Source organism: Cryomorphaceae bacterium (assembly GCA_017798125.1).
Lineage (GTDB): Bacteria > Bacteroidota > Bacteroidia > Flavobacteriales > ECT2AJA-044 > ECT2AJA-044.
The window spans coordinates 2468615-2489546 of sequence record CP059070.1 but is presented as its reverse complement, the minus strand read 5'-3'; the positions used below and the strand labels follow the sequence as shown (position 1 = coordinate 2489546).

Genomic DNA, 20932 nt, shown 5'->3' with positions numbered 1-20932 from the left:
GAACCTGCCTTTAATGGAACATTTTTACACCGTCCAGGGTGAGGGAGCTCATTCGGGAACGGCGGCCTACTTCCTGCGTTTAGGAGGGTGTGATGTTGGCTGCGTTTGGTGCGATGTCAAGGATAGTTGGGATGCGGCCGCGCATCCTGCCGTGGAGGCAGAAAAAATGGCCGATATGGCTCGGTCTTCACAAGCAGAAATTGCGGTGGTTACGGGCGGAGAGCCCCTCATGTATGACCTCGAGTTCCTCACTCAGACCCTTAAGGCCAAAGGACTGAGAACCCATGTGGAAACCTCTGGCGCTCATCCGTTGACCGGCCAGTGGGACTGGATCACCTTTTCACCGAAGAAATTCAAAGCACCTCTGGAGGATTTTTACCCTTCCGCACATGAATTGAAGGTTGTGGTTTTCAACAAGCACGATTTTAAATGGGCCGAAGAGCATGCAGCCCGTGTTTCGGACGACTGTCTTCTTTTCCTCCAGCCAGAATGGGACCGTCGGCACGAAATGATGCCGCTGATCGTTGATTATGTAAAGGCTCATCCGCGCTGGCGTATATCGCTTCAGACGCACAAATACCTGGACATTCCCTAATGCGTAACCTCCTTCTTGCCCTATTCCTCTTGCTTGCACCATCTCTTGTGGCGCAATCGCGACAATCCATCCGGGACGTGGAATACGCGCGCCAAGCCATGGGGCAGAATAAAGTAGGGGAGGCCGTGAATTACCTGAACAAGGCCATTGAACGCGATCCAGACTATCGAGATGCTCACCTCATGCTCGGTGAGCTGCAATTGCGGCAAGAGCAATTCGATAAGGCCTTGGCCAGTTTCGACCGCGTGCTGGATCTTTCACCGGGCTATTTCCTAGGACTGTATCGACGCGGTCTGGCCTACTATCGAATGGAAGACTTCGAGCGGGCCATTGACGATTACGAGGCGTACATGAAGTCAGAAGGTGCATCGGACCGCGGAAAGGAAGAAGCCGAAAAATACTTGGCTTGGGCTCGCTTTGGCCTTGATGCCAAGGCTAATCCCGTACCCTTTGACCCCATCAACCTAGGCGATTCCGTCAATGGGCCCTATATGGAGTACTTTCCCGCAGTAACGGCTGATGGAAAGGAATTGATTTTCACGCGCAATCAGCCAAGTCCCCGCGCCTTGAAAGAAGACTTCTACGTCAGTCGGGGAGGACAGGGGCAGTGGTCCCTGGCCGAAGCCCTTGACCGTCAAGTGAACTCGGACGGTAACGAAGGTGCCTTGTGCATTAGTGCAGATGGAAATGTTGCCGTGTTTACAGCCTGCGGACGGGAAGATGGCGCCGGGAGCTGCGACCTCTACATGACCATCCGAGAAAATGGAACATGGGGGAAACCCTTTAACTTGGGATATCCAATCAACACCGAAGCCTGGGAGAGCCAGCCAAGCCTTAGCCCAGATGGACGAACCATTTACTTCACTTCAAATCGCCGCGGCGGAAAAGGCGGAAAAGACCTTTGGAAGTCAACCTTCGAAGGGGGCGGAGAATGGGGTGAACCCATCAACCTCGGGGATTCCATCAATACCCGCGGCGACGAAATCACGCCCTTCATGCACTGGGATGGCCAGTCCTTGTATTTTGCGAGCACCGGACATCCGGGCATTGGCGATTTCGATATGTACTTGAGCCTACGGCTCGATAACAATCTTTGGTCCACACCTCAAAACCTCGGATACCCCATCAACTCCGTGCGGGAAGAAAACGGGCTCATCGTTGCTCCAGATGGACGAACAGCCTACTACAGCCGTGAAGGTTATGAGGACTCGAGGGGAATGCTGGACCTGTACAACTTTGACTTACCAGAAGACGTCCGGGCGGCCCCCATCGCTTACGTCAAAGGCTTTATAACCGATCATCAATCGGGTAGCGCCCTCAGCGCTACCGTCGAGTTTGTCGACGTTTCCACCGGTGAAACCTATCTGGAAATGAACACGGGTTCGGCTGGTTACTACTTTGCTTGCTTACCCGGGAATAGAAATTACGCATTGAATGTTCGACATCCGGGCTACCTCTTTCACAGCGAAAGATTCACTTTGGAAGAATCGACCGAGAACTCGGCTCGAGACCTTCCTGTCTCACTACACGCTATTGAGACCGGTGCTTCCCTCACCTTGCGGAATGTGTTTTTCGACTCAGGAAGTTCTGAACTGCGCGGTTCAAGCTCACCAGAACTGGACCGAACGGCGGAGTTTCTTGCCTTAAACCCGTCACTGGTTGTGGAAATATCAGGACATACGGACAATGTGGGTTCACAAGAATCAAATCAATCGTTGAGTGAACAACGAGCTATTGCCGTTGTAAACTACCTAGTCAATCGTGGGGTGCCCCGCGAGCGGCTGAAAGCAGTGGGGTACGGTGCAACGGATCCCGTTGCTTCAAATGAAACAGAATTGGGTCGTCAGGAGAATAGACGAACCGAACTTAAAATCATTCAGAACTAGATGGATTTTCTTTCCCTCAAGGTAACCGATGTGCATCGCGAAACCGCAGATGCCGTTTCAATAAGCTTTAAAATACCGCTCTTTCGCAAAAAGGATTTCCGCTATCGCGCTGGTCAATACTTGACCATTAAAGCCGTGATAGACGGTCAAGAGGTTCGTCGGAATTATTCTTTCAGCAGTTCGCCAGGAGAGAAGAAATGGACCATTACCGTAAAGGAAATGCCAGATGGAACAATGTCCCGTTTCTTAAACCGTGAAGTCTCCGTGGGGGATACGCTGCTTGTTCATCCGCCCGAAGGGCGTTTCACCTTGGAAACACGCCCAGATCTGGCTCGTAAAGTAGTTCTAGTGGGTGCCGGAAGCGGAATCACTCCACTAATGTCACATTTAAAGACACTCCTGAAGGAAGAGCCCAAAACAGAAGTACTTCTTCTTTATGGCAACCGGTCCGTATCCGACATTATCTTTAAGGAAGAGCTAGATGGGATGGAGGAGCACTACGATGCCTTCAAGGTGGTGCATTTTCTTTCTAGAGATAGACAACCGCAAAACTGTAAGCACTGGGAAGAAGGCCGCATTTCTAGGGACAACCTATACGATGTGGTCAAAAAGCACTTGGGGTTCCCTGGACATCCCGTGGTTCCTGTATACTTGCTTTGCGGGCCTGGAGAAATGATCGAGGATTTACAGGAGTACCTCTATGAAATCCTTGTTCCTCGGTTGAACGTACATTCTGAGTTCTTCACGGCAGCAGCTCCTGCTCCTGGGGTATCGACCGCTGAAGCAGTCGACTGTCGTGCAACAGTCATCCTAAACGGTGAGGAGCATTCCATTTCCATACCGGCAGGAACCACTGTTTTGGACGCTGTCACAGATGCCGGATTGGACGCTCCTTACAGCTGTACGAGTGGTATTTGCGCTACGTGTATTGCGAAACAAACAGAAGGCGAGTTTGATACCTCTAAGAATATTTCCTTAGGCCAAAGTGATATTGAGGAAGGATTTATTCTGACGTGCAGCACCACGTGCTCAAGCTCCACCGCACGTATTGACTACGACGACGCGTAAAGGCTCGTTTGTGGTTTAGAGAATAGCCTCGCGGACGCGCAGTAACTTGGTCAGAAGCTCTTCGAGCTGATCAATGGGCAGCATATTGGCGGCATCGCTTTTAGCGTTCGCCAGATCATCGTGGGTTTCAATGAAGATTCCATCCGCCCCCGCGGCAATAGCGGATTTCCCAATGGTTTCTATCAGTTGAGGTCGCCCTCCAGTAACTCCGGAACTTTGATTGGGCTGTTGTAGACTATGGGTAATATCCATGACCACAGGAAATCCCAATGCCTGCATTTGCGGAATGGCCCTTGGATCCACAACTAGGTCCTGATAACCGAAGGAGGTGCCACGGTCTGTAAGCATGACTTTGTCGTTACCTGAGTCTACAGCTTTTTGTGCGGCAAATTGCATGGCTTCAGGTGAAAGGAATTGTCCCTTCTTGATGTTTAAGAATTTTCCAGTCTTGGCCCCCGCTACAACGATATCGGTCTGTCGGCATAAAAATGCCGGAATCTGCAGAACATCTACATACTCTGCCGCCATTTCAGCTTCTTCTGCGGTATGATAGTCGGTAACGGTTGGCACCTCAAAAGTCTCACTGACCTTCCGCAGTATTCTGAGTGCCTTTTCATCTCCGATTCCAGTGAAGGAGTCAATTCGAGATCGGTTGGCTTTTCGATAAGACCCTTTGAAGACGTAGGGAATACCCAGACGGTCGGTAATGTCCACAACTCGCTCAGCAATTCTTAAGGCCACATCTTCACCCTCTATCGCGCATGGGCCAGCCAGTAAAAAGAATGCCTTTGAGTCGGCATGTTTAATTCTAGGGAGTTGCTCGATCATTTTACCAGGTTTTTCTTAAGCCAATGCCCAGGTGAATCCCGTAGCTCTGTTTAGGGGCAACCCATGAGTTCAGATTACCCAATTGCAAAAGTAGGTCTGTTCCTGAGATATTCCATCGGTAATCGACTGAAAGCCCAAACCGGTTGTATCCGCCATAATGCACGGTTGGACTCAATTCATGATTCTCGCCCAGTTTCATGTCATAAGCTGCATAGAGGAGCGGCAAGTTGAAAACCCGGTACCGGTATTGCAGACCGGCTCTTAAGGCTTGAGTTTCGCTTATTTTTCTGTGCGCTTCAAATCGTACCAGGAAAGGCGTAACGCCGATTCGAGAACCTTGCTCACCGTCAAAATATGCGCGACCGAGACTATCAATGGACTCTTCAAAGAAGTTATCTTGAATATCGAATAGATTATCGATGTAAAGCCCTTCGTATCGGTAGTTGGTGTCTACATCAATAGAATAGCTTTGGTCATTCCATCGAATAAAGCCAAAGTCTTCAAGTGCTCCGTGAAAGGTCCAATCACCTTCATAGTATGTCCCCGAAAGACCAACCCCCAATCCTAGGCCATTGATTGCGCTACGACCTGAAGAGGTATCCGTCAAGCTTCCCACGGCTTTAGCGCTTAGATCGATATACTCGCCTGATTCGGGTGTGAACCAGTCTAGACGATCTGCTCCGAAACGTTGCTCTTCAAGACCCACGAGAATCGAAGCGCTAATGTCATAGGACCATTTGTCTTTATCAAAGCCCCACGAATAGAACCCTTCAAAATAACGGACTCTCCACCATGCCGTTGGAGTTAAATCAAGAGTCTCTCCCGCATATGGGGCGTTTCCGTACAAGGCCAATTTCAATAGGTTTTCACTGTAGTTGACCGCGCGGATGCTGTTGTAGTGAATACCAAAGGTTCTGCGTTGAGCCTTCGCATCGTCCAATCGATACCCATAGTTAAACTCAAAAAGGTCGTTCAGGGCACTTTGGTTATTGTCCTTAACACTGGACAAAAAGAGCTCTTTGTCACTTTCATCGAGAAAATCATCATAGAGAATGCTCTGTTGGGCGGCAAAAGGTATGGAGGCCGACCCCAAAGCGTATACATAGCTCAAATCCACAAAGCGCTGTGCGTCCGGATTTCGTTCCCAAGGCCCACTTTGAAGGGCTTGGCTATAGCCCGAAAAAGGGGCGATCAAAAGGAGGAGTAGTGCTCTTTTCATCAATTATTGAGGCGGTAGGTAAAGTCACCAATCATTTTGATGTCCATCTTATACGTCGAGTAGATTTTAACCGAACTAGGAAGCTGAGCCGTGTTAAATACGATCTCATAACGAACGTTTGTCGCTTCTTTGAATCGCTGTATACGCTCTGGCGAAAGGGGAATAGTCAACGTCGAAGACTTAGGTTCAATGACCTTGAGGTTTGCATCTAAATCAGGGGATTGGACTACATCATTCAATAGTATGTCTTCCAGTACATCTCCATTTATATCCAACAAGGTCATCGTGGTTACGGCCTCGAAAGGGAAACCATTGGCAACTAAGAGACGAATCTCGCCTCCGCGGATTTGATCCCATTCTGGGGCCGTACCCAAATCAAAATCACTCGTATCGACGAGAGTGAGGTTTTCCGCTGACAGTCCTAGGGGAACCTCCAGGTTTAGGCGGGCTTCGAAAGGGTGATCGTAGTAAATAAAACCGGAGTACGGGCCGTCAGGATTCATGATAACCTTTCCCGAAAATTTGATTCGATCAGGCAGATTCGCAAGGAATTCGTTGATGTTCGAATTGCTTTCTGTTAAATCAAGAGTACTTTGCGCTGCGTTGATGGAACCTCCCGATTCAGTTGCTGGCCCAACTTGAAGGCTACTTCCCGTTTGAGATATATCAAGTGTGACTTGATTGTTCGTTCTTCTGTTTTCTCCAACAATTTCATCCAACTGGAACCGAGCACTTGCTCCAATGGGATTGTACAGTTCTAGACTTCCAAGAGCTTGATCGAGATTTACCATGCCCGATACAAGGCTGTTCATTCCTTGTAGCTCGGAATACTCAGGACCAATACCAGCACTGTCTTGTCCGAGATCGCCCAGTGCATAGTCTATGACCAGGTCATTCATGGCTAACTCAACGACCAGACTATCCTCTAACGACAGTTCAACGATCAAGCCTGTGGAGTCAATTCGCCCGAGAATAATGTGATAAAACGTATTAAACCGGTTATTCTTTTTGCCGGTGAGATCCATGCTGAGCCCTGTGAAATCGTAGTCCTTCACCAAGGTCGAAACTCCATTTGGAGGAGCGGCAGGAACAGCTTCAACAAACCCAAATGGACTGCCGTTCAATTCAGATTCCGGGATGAGGTATTCAAACTCCACGCTATCCTTAATCGTGGATTCGATTGACATTTGAATTTCACCTGTCTTGATCTCCCCATAGGTGAGTTCAAGTCCTTCGGAACCGGAAAGAAAGACTTCTGAGGTATCATTTATAATGTTTTGTGCTGGCCAGATTGTGGTTGCGCTTAATGGGCGTAGATCTCTAATAGTCAATGTGATTCGCAAGGCATCGGACGTATCGATTAATACGCTTTGACCATTTGATCCTGGCGAAGACAGGCCATAAATCTCGGCTAATAAATCGCTGTCGATGGTCTTTCCAGCAAGGGAATTAGTGCTGGTGACCGTGGCTCCAGCTGGAATAATATCCAAGGTGTCCTGAATCAAGTAGTCGTTAGAAATGTTGTTTTGAATTCCGAAACCGAAATCTTCGACATCAATGGGTAGTTCATTCTCTATACTGATCTCCAAGGTTCCATCAATAAGTTCGATTGATTCAAAGTACTCGCTGGCATCAATTGGAGCACTTGTTCCCGGAACGCTACCCAAATCTGGAACGACCATGTTGTTGCCATTGTTGGCAATGATAATAGCGCCTACAAAGCCTGCGCTATTGGCAATTTGACCAAGACTGATACTGGACGGAATTACGATATCGTCGAGCTCAAGGGAATCGAGACTCAAGAATTCATAGTGTGTGTACGAGAAGGGCTCCATCAAATCGCCAAGCCCGTATTCGACCAAAGGGGTTGAATAAACCAGAATAAGAGAGGAATCTGGATTGACCACAAGATTGGTGTCACCGACGATATCGCCCATATCCAACTCAGAAATCAGAATTGGAGCAAGCAAATCAACATCCCAATCCGCAGTCTCGAGATCATTTCTGCATGACAGTATTCCGAGAAGTATTGCGAAAAGAGGTAAAAGATGGAGTTTCTTCATTACGGACGAAAGTACAAAATGCGTTCTTTAAGAATACGATATCATCAAGTTCAACGATAGGGCCAAACACGATATTTTACTAAATTGGTCGTGTCATGAACAAACCACAACCCTAATCTCCCTTACTCATGAAGAAGTATTTAGTGCCCCTGTTGGCGGTGCTGATCCTTTCGAGTTGTTCAAACAATCTCGATTTCGATAAGGATCTGACGCTGTCACCGGAGCTGGTTCTTCCCATTGCAACCTTGAACATGTCCTTAGAGGACTGGGCTGGTGAAGACATCGAAGCGGATTCATCCGGCGTTTTAAAAGTTGTTTATTCGGACACCTCGGTGATTGACCCCATAGTCATTGCTGACTATATAGACATTCCTGATGGTGAAGGATACGACAGTGCTTATTTTCCTTTGTTCAACCCGGAAGTCGCCGGATTTTTGATCAATGCAAATACCACATTAAATCAAGTTTCGACCAACTTCCCACCTGCAGATCGCGCAGCGCTCGTCGCAGCCGACGGGACTAACGCTGCATTTCCAGCGATCGTTGCTTCTTCAGGAGGTTCAGGATATACATTGACGACGCCTCCAAACTTTTTAAATGCAGACGCCACGTCCGTTACCTATAAACTGACGCTAAGTAATTCTTGGCCTGTGGACATTGATAATGTGATTGTCAACTTAAAGAGCGGGGGAAGTGTCGTAGCGAATTTCACTTTTACTTTGGTCCCTGCCGGAGGGAACGTTACCGAGATTCTAACGGTCCCTTCAGTTATGACCAATGCATTTGAAATTGACATTGTTTCTATTTCTACACCCGGTTCATTAAGTCCAGTGGCCATTGATCTGAATGATCAATTGGGTTGGTTGTTAGAGACTGAAGACGTTTTCGTCTTCTCGGGAAATGGGGATGTTATTCCTCAGACGCTCTTGGACAGTACGGCTGAAGTAGATTTTGAGTTTTCAAATGGCGAAGAAATTGAGATTCTCGAACTCTTTTCCGGGAACCTAGACTACGATCTCGTGAGCAGTATGGAGCGACCTACAGAGGTCGTGGTTCAGTTTATAGGTGGAACAGACGTTAATGGTGATCCTCTTGAAGCTGTGATTCCTGTCCTTCCTAACCAGGCGAACACGGGAAGTATTGACTTGAGCGGGGCGACCCTTCGTCTCGATGAGGACGCCAACCAACCCTATAACCGACTGAGCTTGGGCTTTCAATTCCGAATAGCTTCTTCGGATGGCTCTATTGTATTCATCGATACCGCACAAACCGTTGAGGGTGATTTGATTTTCAATGATCTCGATTTTGAATATATCGAAGGTTATTTCGGGACCATTCAAGAAGATTTGACTGGAACCAGTGTCGATTTGGACATCGATTTCTTGAATGACTTCGGCGGTGACTTCCAATTTAATACACCGGTCCTTAAATTGTTAACGACTAACGGTGTTGGAGCACCTATCCGGACAAATTTTGACATGCTTGGACGAAATGAGGATGGTACGGAAGTCGCCCTCAACATGCCCGCCTCGGATATTGCATACCCTGGCCCAGGTCAGGAGGGGCAAAATATTGAAGGAGAGATAATCATCGATAATACCAATAGTAATGTAGTCGATTTTTTGGCAAATGTTCCATCGACGATTGACATCAATGGGACAGTCGATATTAATCCAGACGGAAATACGGATCCGAATTTTGTGTTTAGAGAATCTCTCCTCAAAGTAGGTCTTGAAGTGGATGTAAACCTAAATATCAGTGCTAGTAATTTAGCCCTAACCGATACGATAGAAGCCAGTTTCGAACTTGAAGATGAAAGTGTAGACCCCGAGACCGTGACTCTGTTCATCAATGTGGATAATGGAATTGGACTTGACGCCGTAGTTACGCTGGTAATGCAAGACGAAAATGGAGCGGGACTTGATTCTGTTCAGACACAATTGCTTCAAGCAGCACCAACGGACGCCAACGGATATGCCACGGGTATTACATTTGTTGAGAACGTTGTAGAGCTCGATGAAGGGCAAACAGATGCCTTCTTTGACGCGGCTCAAATACTTGTACGAACCTCCTTGAGCACGCCGAACAATGGGAATGACAACTACGTCATGCGCACCACAGACGGCTTGACCATGTACCTTGCTATTCAGTCAAAAGTAAATGTCCTCATCAATGGAAACTAAGAAAAGACTATCGCTAGCTGCAGCCCTTTTCGTCGGACTTTTGACGTTGGCTCAGCCGAATCAGACCTTAACTAATTTTTATACTGTTCCGCAGTCAACTTTGATTAATCCTGCTTTGCGTCCTGAAGGAGACCTTCATATCGGTTTGCCTGGATTATCAAGCGTAGGAGCATACTTTAATCAGACGCTTTTCAGCCTATCACTTTTTAGCCCGGACACGGATTTTCAACAAGAGCTCGAGTCCCAAGTGGGCGATCTTACTGTGGACGATTATTTTCAAACGAGTGTTGATTATGACCTTCTGTTTGTGGGCTTCGGTTTAGGAGAGAAGGGCTATTTAAGTCTTGGTGCTTCTTATCGTATGGCGCAGACGGCCAAGTTGGCCCCTGATATGATGAAGTTCTTGGTCAATGGAAATGCTCCGTACATCGATGAGCAATTGGATTGGTCGCCAACATCCACGACAGGCCACCATTACGCTTTTTACCACGTGGGGTATAGCCATTCCTTGCTTGAGGATAAACTTCGTCTTGGCGCTCGCGTAAAGTTGGTGAGTGGACTTGGAGCAATTCAAACCAATATTGATGACTGGCTCGTTGTCACGCAGGCTACTACACCGAATCCGTATACAGTGCAGTTAACGGCAGGTGGTACCATCAATGCTGCTGGAATACCTGACGATGACTTGACTTCTGGGGACTTAATTCGCTTCGGATATGATTTCTCGAATTTCGGTTTCGGATTAGACTTTGGGGCACAGTATCAAATCAATGATGAGTGGAGCGTGACAGCCAGTGTGCAAGACCTAGGAAATGTAACATGGGCTACTGAAGCAGAAAACTGGGTCATCACCAATCAAACCATCGACATTACAGGAATTACGGATGACCTTTTCAATGACGAAGACACAACAAGCTTTGGTGATAAATTGTCCTCATACTTTGACTCTATTGGTGAGCTCTTGAATCCAGATACGACGTTCAATGAGTTTACAACTTCCTTGAATCGCAAAATCAATCTAGGTGTTCAATGGAGGTTCCACCCCAAACATGAAGTTGGCCTTCAGTACTACAATGAAGATGCCTTTGGCATTGGGATTCAGGCCTTTGGTCTTTCCTATTACGGTGATTTAACCAATTGGTTCCAGGTTAAGGTACAGTACACTGCCTACAACCAAGGCTTTGATAATTTTGGTGCTGGATTCGCGCTGGGGCGGACGTTCCAATGGCATTTCATGGCGGATTATCTGCAAGGGGCAACCAATATTGAAAACCTGAACGAATTTAACTTCCGAACGGGATTTGCCTTGAACTTTGGGACAAAGGATAAATCAGTAGACGTTCCGGCTGAATCACCCGTTGAAACTCCGCTTGAGAATGCACCGGAACAGGCTCCAGAAGAGTCGCCTGAAGAAGGTGGTGGTGGCGGTTTAGTCTACTACTTCGACTAAGGCTTAATAACCATATTTATCTTTCCAGCGCTCCTGCAGAAATGTACGGAGCGCTTTTTCTCTTTGGTTGTTTCCGGGCTCGTAGAACTTCGTCCCAGAAATAGTCTCGGGCAAGTACTCTTGATCAGAAAAGCCCTGTGCGTAGTCATGGCTGTACTGGTATCCTTTGCCGTAGTTCAGGTCCTTCATGAGGTTTGTTGGAGCGTTGCGTAAATGTAAGGGGACCGGGAGTGCGCCACTTTTTTGAACTTCGGCTTGGGCTTGACCGATAGCGGAATAGGAGGCGTTACTCTTCGGAGAGCTTGCTAAGTAGGTGACGCATTGGGCCAGAATAATTCGAGATTCTGGGTAGCCAATGGTGTTGACTGCTTGAAAACAATTGTTGGCCATGATCAAGGCTGTCGGATTAGCGTTGCCAATATCCTCTGAAGCCAATATGATTAAGCGTCGGGCAATGAACTTTAAATCTTCACCACCCTCAATCATTCTGGCCAACCAATAGATTCCTGCATTGGGATCAGATCCGCGAATACTCTTAATAAACGCTGATATTATATCGTAATGCTGTTCACCAGTCTTGTCATAAAGGGCGAGTTTCTCTTGGCTTTGACCCAGAACAAATTCATCCGAAATGGACTGGCCGACTTCCGCAGAGGCGGCTACCAATTCTAGGGTGTTCAAAAGCTTCCGAGCGTCTCCTCCCGAAATTCGCAAGAGTGCCTGGTCTTCTGCAAGGGAGATTTTGCGCTGGGATAGCCAAGCATCGTGCCGTAAGGCACTATCCAATAGGCTTCTGAGCTCTTCTGCAGAGAAGGGGAGCAAGGTGTAGACCTGACAGCGAGAGAGTAGGGCCGGGATAACCTCAAAACTGGGGTTTTCTGTGGTAGCACCGATTAAGGTAATGACTCCCTTTTCGACTGCGCCCAAAAGGGAGTCTTGTTGGGATTTACTGAAGCGATGAATCTCATCGATGAAGACAATGGGCCGGCCGCTCGAGAACATGCCTTGGTCTCCCGCCTTGCTGATCACTTCTCGCACGTCCTTCACACCTGCCGAAATGGCACTTAATCGGTAAAAAGGTCGGTCCAATTCGTGTGCGATTATTTCGGCTAAAGTTGTTTTTCCAACACCTGGCGGTCCCCAAAGAATGAAACTCGCAATGTTGCCTGATTCAATCATCTTGCGGAGTACGCCGTCTGGACCGACCAGCGCCGATTGTCCCATATACTGATCTAGAGACTTAGGGCGAAGCCTCTCCGCTAATGGCGTGTCCGGAATTTGCACGGTTTTTGAATCCAATGGCATACCGCCGAAAATAGCCATTAATTCCTACTTTACGCTTATGTCTGCAGCCCCCAATATGCGCGTTGAACGACCGGGTCTTATTCATCTATTGCCTGCCTTCTATTTGATGCTCGCAGCGTGGATCGTCTTTTATTTGGAGTGGAGAAGTGGTTCTTCATGGAGTTCCTGGGGACTTTATCCCAGAACGCTGAACGGACTCATAGGAGTCGTGACCATGCCCGTACTTCACGCTGACATGACGCATTTGATCAATAACTCTATACCTCTGATCATTCTCGGATCTGTCTTGAGGTACTTCTACAAGGAACTGTTTTGGAGGGTAATTGGGGTCACTTGGATTCTCACGGGCCTAATCACTTGGATCATGGCCCGGGAGGCTTTTCATATCGGAGCTTCGGGTTTGGTCTATGCCCTGGCAAGCTTCTTGTTTTTTTCCGGCGCGTTCCGCTTGCACCGGCCCTTGATGGCCGTATCATTTTTTGTAGTTTTCGCCTACGGAAGTATGGTCTGGGGTGTATTGCCCATAGAACCGACCATCAGTTGGGAAGGTCATCTTGGTGGAGCTATCGCCGGGCTTTTAGTGGCAGTTCTTTTCCGGAAAGTTGGACCTCAAGCGCCGCCAAAGCCTTTGGAGGTTCAACACCTAACGACCGAAAGGGATGTGTACTTGGAGCAACAGGCCATGCAGTTTCCCAGCCCAGACGCCTACGGCGCGAAGTATTGGGAGGAGCATGCACATCAGACGCAACCCGTGAGGATTGTGTATCGGTTTAAAAGATCAGATGAAGAGAAGGGGGAGCAAACCAACCCTGCTGATTAGAAAAGAATAAGGGTTAAAAGTTTTATGGCAAAACGCGCATCAAAGAAATCCAAACCAGGAAATAATGAGGTTTCTGGAGTTTTGTGGCCTATACTTGCTGTAGGTGCATTGACGGTCATTAGCTTCGCTTTCAATTCCGAGGCAAGGGATCAGCTAACAGGTATACGGCTCTTTTATTCCGGATTGACAGGTGGGGCTATTGCGGTTTTGATCTTTGCATTCAAGCCAAAGATGGCCAGTGTTTCGGATAAGGGGGAAAGGTTGTTTTGGATGGTCTTCGCAGGTTTGTTGGTCTGGACGGTGGTAACTTCCATGATGTCCATTAATTCTACAGAAGGTACTCAGCGAACGGTTAAATTAATGAGTCTGGGCGGATGGACCTATCTACTTGCCTATGTCGTCTATCAGCAAAAGTCATCGTGGGAAATATTTGTTCGTGGAATATCCTTCTTAGGGGCTATTCATGCAGGCGCTGCCATTTTGAATTACTACGAAATTGCTCCAACTTTAATAAAAGCTGTTCACCCAAGCGCGGGATATATGGTGAATCGAAATATGCAAGGAAGCTTTATTGCGCTCATGTTTCCATTTGCAATTGCTGCCGCACTTTCGTCTACCAGAAATAGGGTTATTGATTTGTTGAACGTTTCAATATTTATCTTACTCTCTTGGGCGCTGATTATTGCCAAGACTAGGTCCGCATGGTTGTCCGTCGCGGTAATAGCCATAGCTTGTCTTGTATTTCTGATATCGAAGTGGCGACTCTTTGAAGCCAAGGAAAGGAAGAGTTGGATCAAGGCCATAGTATATGCGACAGGGACGCCTTTGCTAGTCTTCATTCTTTTGACCCAGGTGGCACCGGATAAAAGCGTTCGTGATAGAGGTAGTCGAATGGCTAATGTAGTATCTGGGAAAGTTCAGTCCGATGGAAGTGCAAGTGCTAGATTGGATTGGAATTTGGCCACTTTAGAAATGATAGGGGATTACCCAGTTACTGGGGTAGGACCTGGTTTGTGGAGACTATATATTTCTGATTATAATCTTGGAAGTGGTCCTAATCAAAAAGGCACTGCAACTCGAGCAAGATTGCACAACGATTACTTGCAGATGGGAGCGGAAAGGGGAATCATTGGATTGTTCTTATTTCTTTGTCTTGCAACTATAGCGGTGTGGTTGGCCGTTAAGAGAATTAGAAAATCGGATTATAAATGGGGACATATGTCATTCATAGGACTTCTTGGACTGTTGAGCTTTGGGGTGGATATGCTCTTCAGTTTTCCTTTGGAGCGAGTGGTGCATCCCGTAGTCCTTGCCAGTCTGATAGGAATGATCATTGTTCCACATTCGGACAATTCGGCCAGTCGCGTACTTTCAGAGTCTAATAAATCCATCTTAGCTGTAGTCATACTGTCATTTTTCTTCGTTGGCTTCGTGGGTAGGGAAATTGATCAATTCAATGTTAAGATGGGAAGAACGATTGCCTTTAAGAATGCAGCGGGCCAGTCAGCGCAATACTGGACTAATTCACTCGAGGAGGCACAAGCCGGGAAGAGTGCCTGGATCTCCATGGATGAGACGTGCAACACAATGGAACTTTATGAAGGGATTGCGCTCAAGAACTTAGATCGATTCGACGAAGCAATTGAAGCATTAGAAAGAGGGTTGAAGTATTACCCAAGGTCTCCTCGAATGAATAATATGATGGCATCTGTGTATACGGAGATAAATGATTTCGAGAAAGCTGCACCATATTATGAAATCGCATTTCAATCAACTCCACTCAGCCAATCCCTTAGATTGAACTACGCCATCAACGAATATTACAGAGAGGAGTACGCTAAGGTATTGGAATTGTTGGACGGCACTTCCTATAAGGATTACCCTTCCATTGTTGCTATCTACGAGAGTGCTCAAGAACAGGTGAATATTCAAAATTTAGAAAAAGAAAAAGCCCCTCCAACGGAAGGGCTTTCTGAAGAGGCCTCTCAGGAAGACCAGTAATTTACAAGTGGATCACCTCGCCGTAGGCAGCTGCAGCAGCTTCCATTACGGCTTCACTCATCGTTGGGTGAGGGTGAACCGTTTTCACGATTTCATGTCCTGTGGTTTCGAGCTTTCGCGCGGCAACAGCCTCAGCGATCATCTCAGTCACGTTAGCACCAATCATGTGGCAACCTAACCACTCTCCGTATTTCGCGTCGAAGATGACTTTGACGAATCCGTCGGAGTGACCAGCGGCTTTTGCTTTACCCGAAGCACTGAAGGGGAACTTGCCCACTTTGATTTCGTAGCCCGCATCTTTGGCGGCCTTTTCGGTAAGGCCTACGCTCGCGATTTCAGGCGCGCAGTAGGTACATCCAGGAATGTTTCCGTAGTCCAAAGGTTGTGGATTCTCGCCGGCAATTTTCTCCACGCAGATAATACCTTCCGCTGAAGCAACGTGCGCCAAGGCCTGTCCTGGAACGCAATCCCCAATGGCGTAGTAACCCGGCATGTTGGTCTCGTAGTAGTCGTTGACCATGATCTTACCGCGATCGGTTGCAATACCCACTTCCTCAAGTCCAATATTCTCGATGTTGGCGGCAACTCCGACAGCGCTCAAGACTACATCTGCCTCCAGAACTTCCTCGCCCTTCTTGGTTTTGACATTGACCTTACAGCCTTTGCCTGAAGTGTCGACTGATGTCACCTCGGAGCCAGTCATGATCTTCATGCCCATTTTCTTGAAGGAGCGGGCCAATTGCTTCGATACTTCTTCGTCTTCGACGGGAACGATGTTCGGCATGTACTCCACGATGGTTACCTCGGTGCCCATTGCGGCGTATACGTAGGCGAACTCCACGCCAATGGCTCCAGATCCGACAACCACCAATTTAGAAGGCTGCTTTTCGAGGGTCATCGCCTCGCGGTATCCGATGATCTTTTTACCGTCTTGCGGAAGAGAAGGCAATTCACGCGAACGGGCTCCGGTGGCAATAATAATGTTGTTGGCTGAAACCTCACGGACTGATCCGTCTTCTGCCGTAACCGCTACCTTCTTACCCGGCTTTACGGTTCCCATTCCATTGATGACCTCAATCTTGTTCTTCTTCATCAAGAACTGAACGCCATTGCTCATTCCGTTCGCCACTTCTCGGCTGCGGCCAATCACGGCGCTGAAATCTTTATCCACCCCTGTCGCCTTCAGACCGTAGTCCTCGGCGTGGTTGAGGTATTCGAAAACATTCGCACTCTTGATGAGCGCTTTGGTTGGAATACATCCCCAATTCAGACAAACTCCGCCCAAATTCTCCTTCTCAATAATGGCCGTTTTTAGGCCCAACTGCGAGGCGCGAATGGCTGCCACATAGCCGCCTGGTCCGCTACCCAATACGATCAAATCAAAATCCATGGATGTATGCTTTAATTGTTTTCAATGCTGCTGCGAATTTAGCAATTTAGAGCCATGCAGTACACCTTCCGTTGTCCCAACCTCACCGATCATTATTTGCACATCGAACTCCACATCGATAATCCGCCGGAGGGAGAGGTGTTTTTGCAGCTTCCCGCTTGGCGCCCAGGCCGGTATGAGCTTCAAAATTTTGCCAAGAATGTGCGTAGTGTACGGGCCCTACGGGCCGATGGTTCACCCCTAGAGATTCGAAAGGTCAGCAAGGATCGATGGCGTATCGCGCCGCAGGCGGAAAAAGAAATCACCATTCACTACCAGTACTACGCCAACCAGTTTGACGCCGGGGGCACTTATGTTGACGAGGACCAATGGTACGTCAATCCGTGCACCTGTTGCCTGAGCCTTGAAGGTGGGGAGAGCAGGGAACATCACGTGCAACTTGAAGTTCCCGAAGACTATCAATTGGCTGGGGCTTGGGAACATACGGGGTCTAATAGTTTTAAGACGCCCAATTTCGATACGCTGGCCGATAGTCCATTTATCGCATCGAATGCCCTGCAACATCAGGATTACGAAGTAAATGGTCATCGCTTCCACCTCTGGTTCATGGGCTGGAAGGAGATTCCCTGGGATAAAATATTATCGGCCTTCAGATCCTTCACCAAGGCTCAGGTTGAGGCCTTCGGGGCCATGACCGTGCCGGAGTATCACTTTCTCTTTCAAATCGCGCCAACCAAGAAATACCACGGTGTAGAGCATCTGAATTCCACGGTGATTGTATTGGGGCCTGAAAAGAATATGGAAGGCGAGGAGCTGTGGGAGAACTTTTTGGGCGTTTCGTCCCATGAACTCTATCATACCTGGAACATCAAGAGTATCCGGCCCGCGGAAATGCTTCCCTATGATTTGAGTCGGGAGCAGTATTTTGACACGGGGTACGTGGCTGAAGGGGTGACTACCTACAAGGGTGATCTATGGCTGATCAAGAGCGGTGTTTTCAGTTGGGAGCAATTCGTAAAAACACAAGAACAAAACCTTCAGCGCCACAGCGATACCTCTGGAAATCTCTATTCGAGCGTTGCTGAAAGCAGTTTCGACTTATGGCTTGATGGATATGCTCTCGGAGCGCCAAATCGCAAAGTGTCCATCTATTCGGAAGGCGCTTTGATTTCCCTCATGCTGGACTTGATAATTCGAAAAAACACCAACGGAGAAAGGGGGCTGGAGCAGGTGATGAAAACCTTGTACCACGATTACGCAAAGAAAGGGAAGGGGTACACCACCGAAATATATCGAAACCTCTGTCGACAGGAGGGAGGTGCACTGGTCGATACGATTTTTGCTCGGCACGTCCATGGCTTTGGGTATTATTGGGACTCGCTTGATCCGTTGCTCATGGAAGTGGGGCTTCAACGGATCGAAGAAGAGCATGAGACTACGGCGATGAACCGCTTCGGGATTAGGGCCTTCAAACGTTCAAACGGAATTATGCCCACCGAGATTTGGCCAGGGTCCATAGCGCATGAAGCTGGACTGGAACCAGAGTCATTCCTAACGCATGTGAATGGTGAAGAACTTCAAGATTCGCTGTCTGATGTGTTGGACAAGCACCTTGATCAAATCATTGATCTGACGGTCCAAACACCTATGCGTACTAAAATCTTGAAGATGAAGGCTGATGAGCGACGATTCTTCCCCAAGCAGAAGCTTCGAAAAAATGAAGAAGCCAGCGATGAGCAAAAAGCGCTGTTCGAGGCTTGGTGCGGATTGAAATTCTAGTACACGTCGGCAATCCCCGTGAATACGGCGTCCCAATACGTGTCTCCGTATTTACGACCTAAGCGAACAATGATTAGATTCTTTTCGGGATGTACGTAGACGAATTGACCGAGAATCCCTTCGGCCATGAAGTCTACCCCTGGAGTGGGCATCCACCACTGGTATTGATAGTAATCTCTACTGCCCATGGAGGTATCGACCTTGGTCGATTGAGCCACCCAATCCGCAGATATGATGCGTTGACCGTTCCAATCACCTTCGTTTAGGTAAAGCCGGCCCAGCTTCGCGAAATCTCGCGCCGTGGCGTTAAGGCAACAGAAGGTTTTTTCCAATCCGTCCTTTTTCCGATCGATGCTCCAGGAGGCGTCGTGTTCCATGCCCAAAGGCGTCCAAATCTTTTCTTGTAAATAAGAGGTGATGGTAGGACCGTCTAGAGATCGCTCCAAGACGAGTCCGAGTAGCTGCGTGGTTCCGCTGGTGTACTTGAACCGCTCTCCAGGCGGGTAGGCGAGTTCCATTTTCTCGATTTGCTTTCGCAGATTCAGCCCGTAGTAGAAAGCCGCGGCATCCCCGAAGGGATTGACATAGCTTTCGTTGTAATCAATTCCCGAAGTCATTTGAAGCAGATGCTCTATGGTGACATCGTCGAATCCTTTACTGGCCAGTTCTGGAATATACTTTGTAATCGGTTCTTGAATGGAGTCAATAAATCCATCGTCAATGGCGCAACCGATTAAAATCGAAGTCACGGACTTTGCCATAGAGAAGGAGGGAACAATACTGGTAGAGTCATACTTCCTGAAGTAGTTCTCGTACAATATGGTGTCGTTTTGGATGATCATGAAGGCCACTGTCTTGTTCTGCTCCAAGTAGGTGTCAAATGGAATCCCACTGATGGCCTTGGGAACACGACCAGAATCCGTCTCATAAAAAGTAAAGGCCTCTTCAGGCGCTTCTAGAGGACGAGATTTAAACTTCTTGTGATCCTTAACGTCGGCAAAATTGTAAAAAACAAATCGGCCCAATTGGCATGAGCTGAAAAGACCTACGGTCAGTACAAAGACTAGAGATCGGAAGAGGAAAGAAGAATTCATGTACACCAAACGAGAACCGCCTGAATTAGTTCTTGTAGTACTTCAGGGCTTCAGGCATATACTCATTGAGCTCGCGGATCCGACGTTCATCGGAAGGATGCGTGCTCAGCAATTCATCCGGAGCTTCTCCAGTGCTCAACGCACTCATGCGTTCCCAGAATTCGGGTGCAACTCGAGGATCGTATCCCGCCATGGCCATAAAGACAAGCCCCATTTTATCGGCTTCAGACTCCTGTAAACGGCTAAAAGGAAGAATTGCGCCCACTTGGGATCCCAAGCCATAGGCCTGAAGAAATAGCGCCTGCGTCTCCTCTGGCTTGGTGCTTAGCGCCTCTGATAAGGCAACGGCCCCGAGTTGCTGAGCTAAACCCTGTGTCATCCGTTCGTTTCCATGGCTTGCGATCGCATGGGCGATCTCATGCCCCATTACAACAGCAACACCTGCGTCGTCCTTGCAGACCGGTAAGATTCCCTCGTAGAAGGCGACTTTTCCTCCGGGCATAGCCCATGCATTGACAGTGGGTTCTGCAATCACATTGAATTCCCATTCAAAACCTTCAAGCAATTCAGAATGTCCATTGTCGTATAAGAACTTCTCCGTAGCCGTTTTAATCCTATTCCCAACCCGACGGACTTGATTAACACTCGACTGATTCTGTGAAAGAGGGCCAGTTGCAATAACCTGCGCGTATTGCTGCGAGGCCATAGCTACAAGTTCACTGTTGGGAATAGCAGCTACCTGTCGTCGCCCCGTTAGGGGCACCGTTTTACATCCGACATATAAAAAGGCCGAAGCCAACCCCAGAAAAAGGACTTTTGATAGACGCATAAATTTCTATTTTACTGCGGTGATCGAGATCTCGACCCGCGCATCTTTAGGTAATCGAGCTACTTCGACGGTTTCGCGCGCTGGATAATTATTGATGAAATATCCGCCGTAAATACGGTTGACCACTTCAAAGTCATTCAGGTCTTTCAGGAAGATACTCACCTTCACCACGTTGGCGAATTCCATTCCCGCTTCGGATAAAAGCGACTTAATATTGGACATCACCTTCTTGGTTTCCTCCTCCACATCAGCATTGTGCATAGCGCCGCTCTCGGCGTCCAAGGCAATTTGCCCAGAAGCATACATGGTGTTACCAACCATAACGGCCTGACTATAAGGTCCAATAGGGGCGGGCACACGTTCGCTTTGAATAATCTTTTTCATGAGGTTCAGCTTTGTTCCCCGCCAATTTAAGCGCAAAT

Annotated in this window: 16 protein-coding genes; 8 read left to right on the top strand and 8 right to left on the bottom strand. The window is 48.0% G+C overall.

Features of this window, described 5'->3' with window-relative positions; translation table 11 throughout:
- Positions 1 to 13 precede the first annotated feature (13 nt).
- From HZ996_11030 to HZ996_11020, 3 genes are read left to right on the top strand one after another with little or no spacing between them, the layout of a single operon-like run.
- Positions 14 to 595, top strand: a complete 582-nt coding sequence (locus HZ996_11030) for a radical SAM protein (protein QTN40044.1) — start codon at positions 14 to 16, stop codon at positions 593 to 595.
- Positions 595 to 2481, top strand: coding sequence for a tetratricopeptide repeat protein (locus tag HZ996_11025; GenBank protein ID QTN39648.1), 1887 nt, complete (start codon positions 595 to 597; stop codon positions 2479 to 2481). The genes HZ996_11030 and HZ996_11025 overlap by 1 nt, the downstream gene beginning before the upstream one ends.
- Positions 2482 to 3549, top strand: a complete 1068-nt coding sequence (locus HZ996_11020; GenBank protein ID QTN39647.1) for a ferredoxin--NADP reductase — start codon at positions 2482 to 2484, stop codon at positions 3547 to 3549.
- A 15-nt stretch (positions 3550 to 3564) separates the two neighbouring features.
- On the opposite strand, the gene kdsA is transcribed toward HZ996_11020, so the two are convergent.
- From kdsA to HZ996_11005, 3 genes are read right to left on the bottom strand one after another with little or no spacing between them, the layout of a single operon-like run.
- Positions 3565 to 4377, bottom strand: a complete 813-nt coding sequence (kdsA, locus tag HZ996_11015) for a 3-deoxy-8-phosphooctulonate synthase (protein QTN39646.1) — start codon at positions 4375 to 4377, stop codon at positions 3565 to 3567.
- 1 nt (position 4378) lies between these two features.
- Entirely contained in the window at positions 4379 to 5596 is a 1218-nt protein-coding gene (locus HZ996_11010) for a hypothetical protein (protein QTN39645.1), read from the bottom strand.
- Positions 5596 to 7659 carry a hypothetical protein gene (locus HZ996_11005; protein ID QTN39644.1) on the bottom strand — a complete coding sequence of 688 codons (2064 nt, stop codon included), beginning with the start codon at positions 7657 to 7659 and terminating at the stop codon, positions 5596 to 5598. Before HZ996_11005 ends, HZ996_11010 begins: the two co-directional genes overlap by 1 nt.
- Positions 7660 to 7787: 128 nt before the next feature.
- Here HZ996_11005 and HZ996_11000 point away from each other — a divergent pair, with 128 nt between their 5' ends.
- Both HZ996_11000 and HZ996_10995 read left to right on the top strand, forming a co-directional pair.
- Complete coding sequence (locus HZ996_11000) at positions 7788 to 9842, top strand: membrane lipoprotein lipid attachment site-containing protein (GenBank protein QTN39643.1); 2055 nt, start codon at positions 7788 to 7790, stop codon at positions 9840 to 9842.
- Complete coding sequence (locus HZ996_10995; protein ID QTN39642.1) at positions 9832 to 11292, top strand: hypothetical protein; 1461 nt, start codon at positions 9832 to 9834, stop codon at positions 11290 to 11292. The genes HZ996_11000 and HZ996_10995 overlap by 11 nt, the downstream gene beginning before the upstream one ends.
- A gap of 3 nt (positions 11293 to 11295) precedes the next feature.
- On the opposite strand, the gene HZ996_10990 is transcribed toward HZ996_10995, so the two are convergent.
- Positions 11296 to 12597 carry a replication-associated recombination protein A gene (locus HZ996_10990; GenBank protein QTN40043.1) on the bottom strand — a complete coding sequence of 434 codons (1302 nt, stop codon included), beginning with the start codon at positions 12595 to 12597 and terminating at the stop codon, positions 11296 to 11298.
- A 37-nt stretch (positions 12598 to 12634) separates the two neighbouring features.
- Here HZ996_10990 and HZ996_10985 point away from each other — a divergent pair, with 37 nt between their 5' ends.
- Both HZ996_10985 and HZ996_10980 read left to right on the top strand, forming a co-directional pair.
- Positions 12635 to 13417, top strand: a complete 783-nt coding sequence (locus HZ996_10985) for a rhomboid family intramembrane serine protease (GenBank protein ID QTN39641.1) — start codon at positions 12635 to 12637, stop codon at positions 13415 to 13417.
- 24 nt (positions 13418 to 13441) lie between these two features.
- Entirely contained in the window at positions 13442 to 15418 is a 1977-nt protein-coding gene (locus HZ996_10980) for an O-antigen ligase family protein (GenBank protein QTN39640.1), read from the top strand.
- Position 15419: 1 nt separating this feature from the next.
- Here HZ996_10980 and lpdA read toward each other — a convergent pair whose 3' ends face one another.
- Positions 15420 to 16808 carry a dihydrolipoyl dehydrogenase gene (lpdA, locus tag HZ996_10975; protein ID QTN39639.1) on the bottom strand — a complete coding sequence of 463 codons (1389 nt, stop codon included), beginning with the start codon at positions 16806 to 16808 and terminating at the stop codon, positions 15420 to 15422.
- Between the two features lie 54 nt (positions 16809 to 16862).
- On the opposite strand from lpdA, the gene HZ996_10970 reads away from it, so the two are divergent.
- Complete coding sequence (locus tag HZ996_10970) at positions 16863 to 18587, top strand: M61 family metallopeptidase (protein ID QTN39638.1); 1725 nt, start codon at positions 16863 to 16865, stop codon at positions 18585 to 18587.
- Here the strand turns inward: HZ996_10970 and HZ996_10965 are convergent.
- The 3 genes from HZ996_10965 to HZ996_10955 are packed head-to-tail and all read right to left on the bottom strand — an operon-like array spanning position 18584 to position 20894.
- Positions 18584 to 19681, bottom strand: coding sequence for a serine hydrolase (locus tag HZ996_10965; protein ID QTN39637.1), 1098 nt, complete (start codon positions 19679 to 19681; stop codon positions 18584 to 18586). The genes HZ996_10970 and HZ996_10965 overlap by 4 nt on opposite strands.
- Before the next feature lie 25 nt (positions 19682 to 19706).
- Positions 19707 to 20510, bottom strand: a complete 804-nt coding sequence (locus HZ996_10960) for a M48 family metallopeptidase (GenBank protein QTN39636.1) — start codon at positions 20508 to 20510, stop codon at positions 19707 to 19709.
- Positions 20511 to 20516: 6 nt separating this feature from the next.
- Positions 20517 to 20894, bottom strand: a complete 378-nt coding sequence (locus HZ996_10955) for a RidA family protein (GenBank protein QTN39635.1) — start codon at positions 20892 to 20894, stop codon at positions 20517 to 20519.
- Between the last annotated feature and the right edge of the window lie 38 nt (positions 20895 to 20932).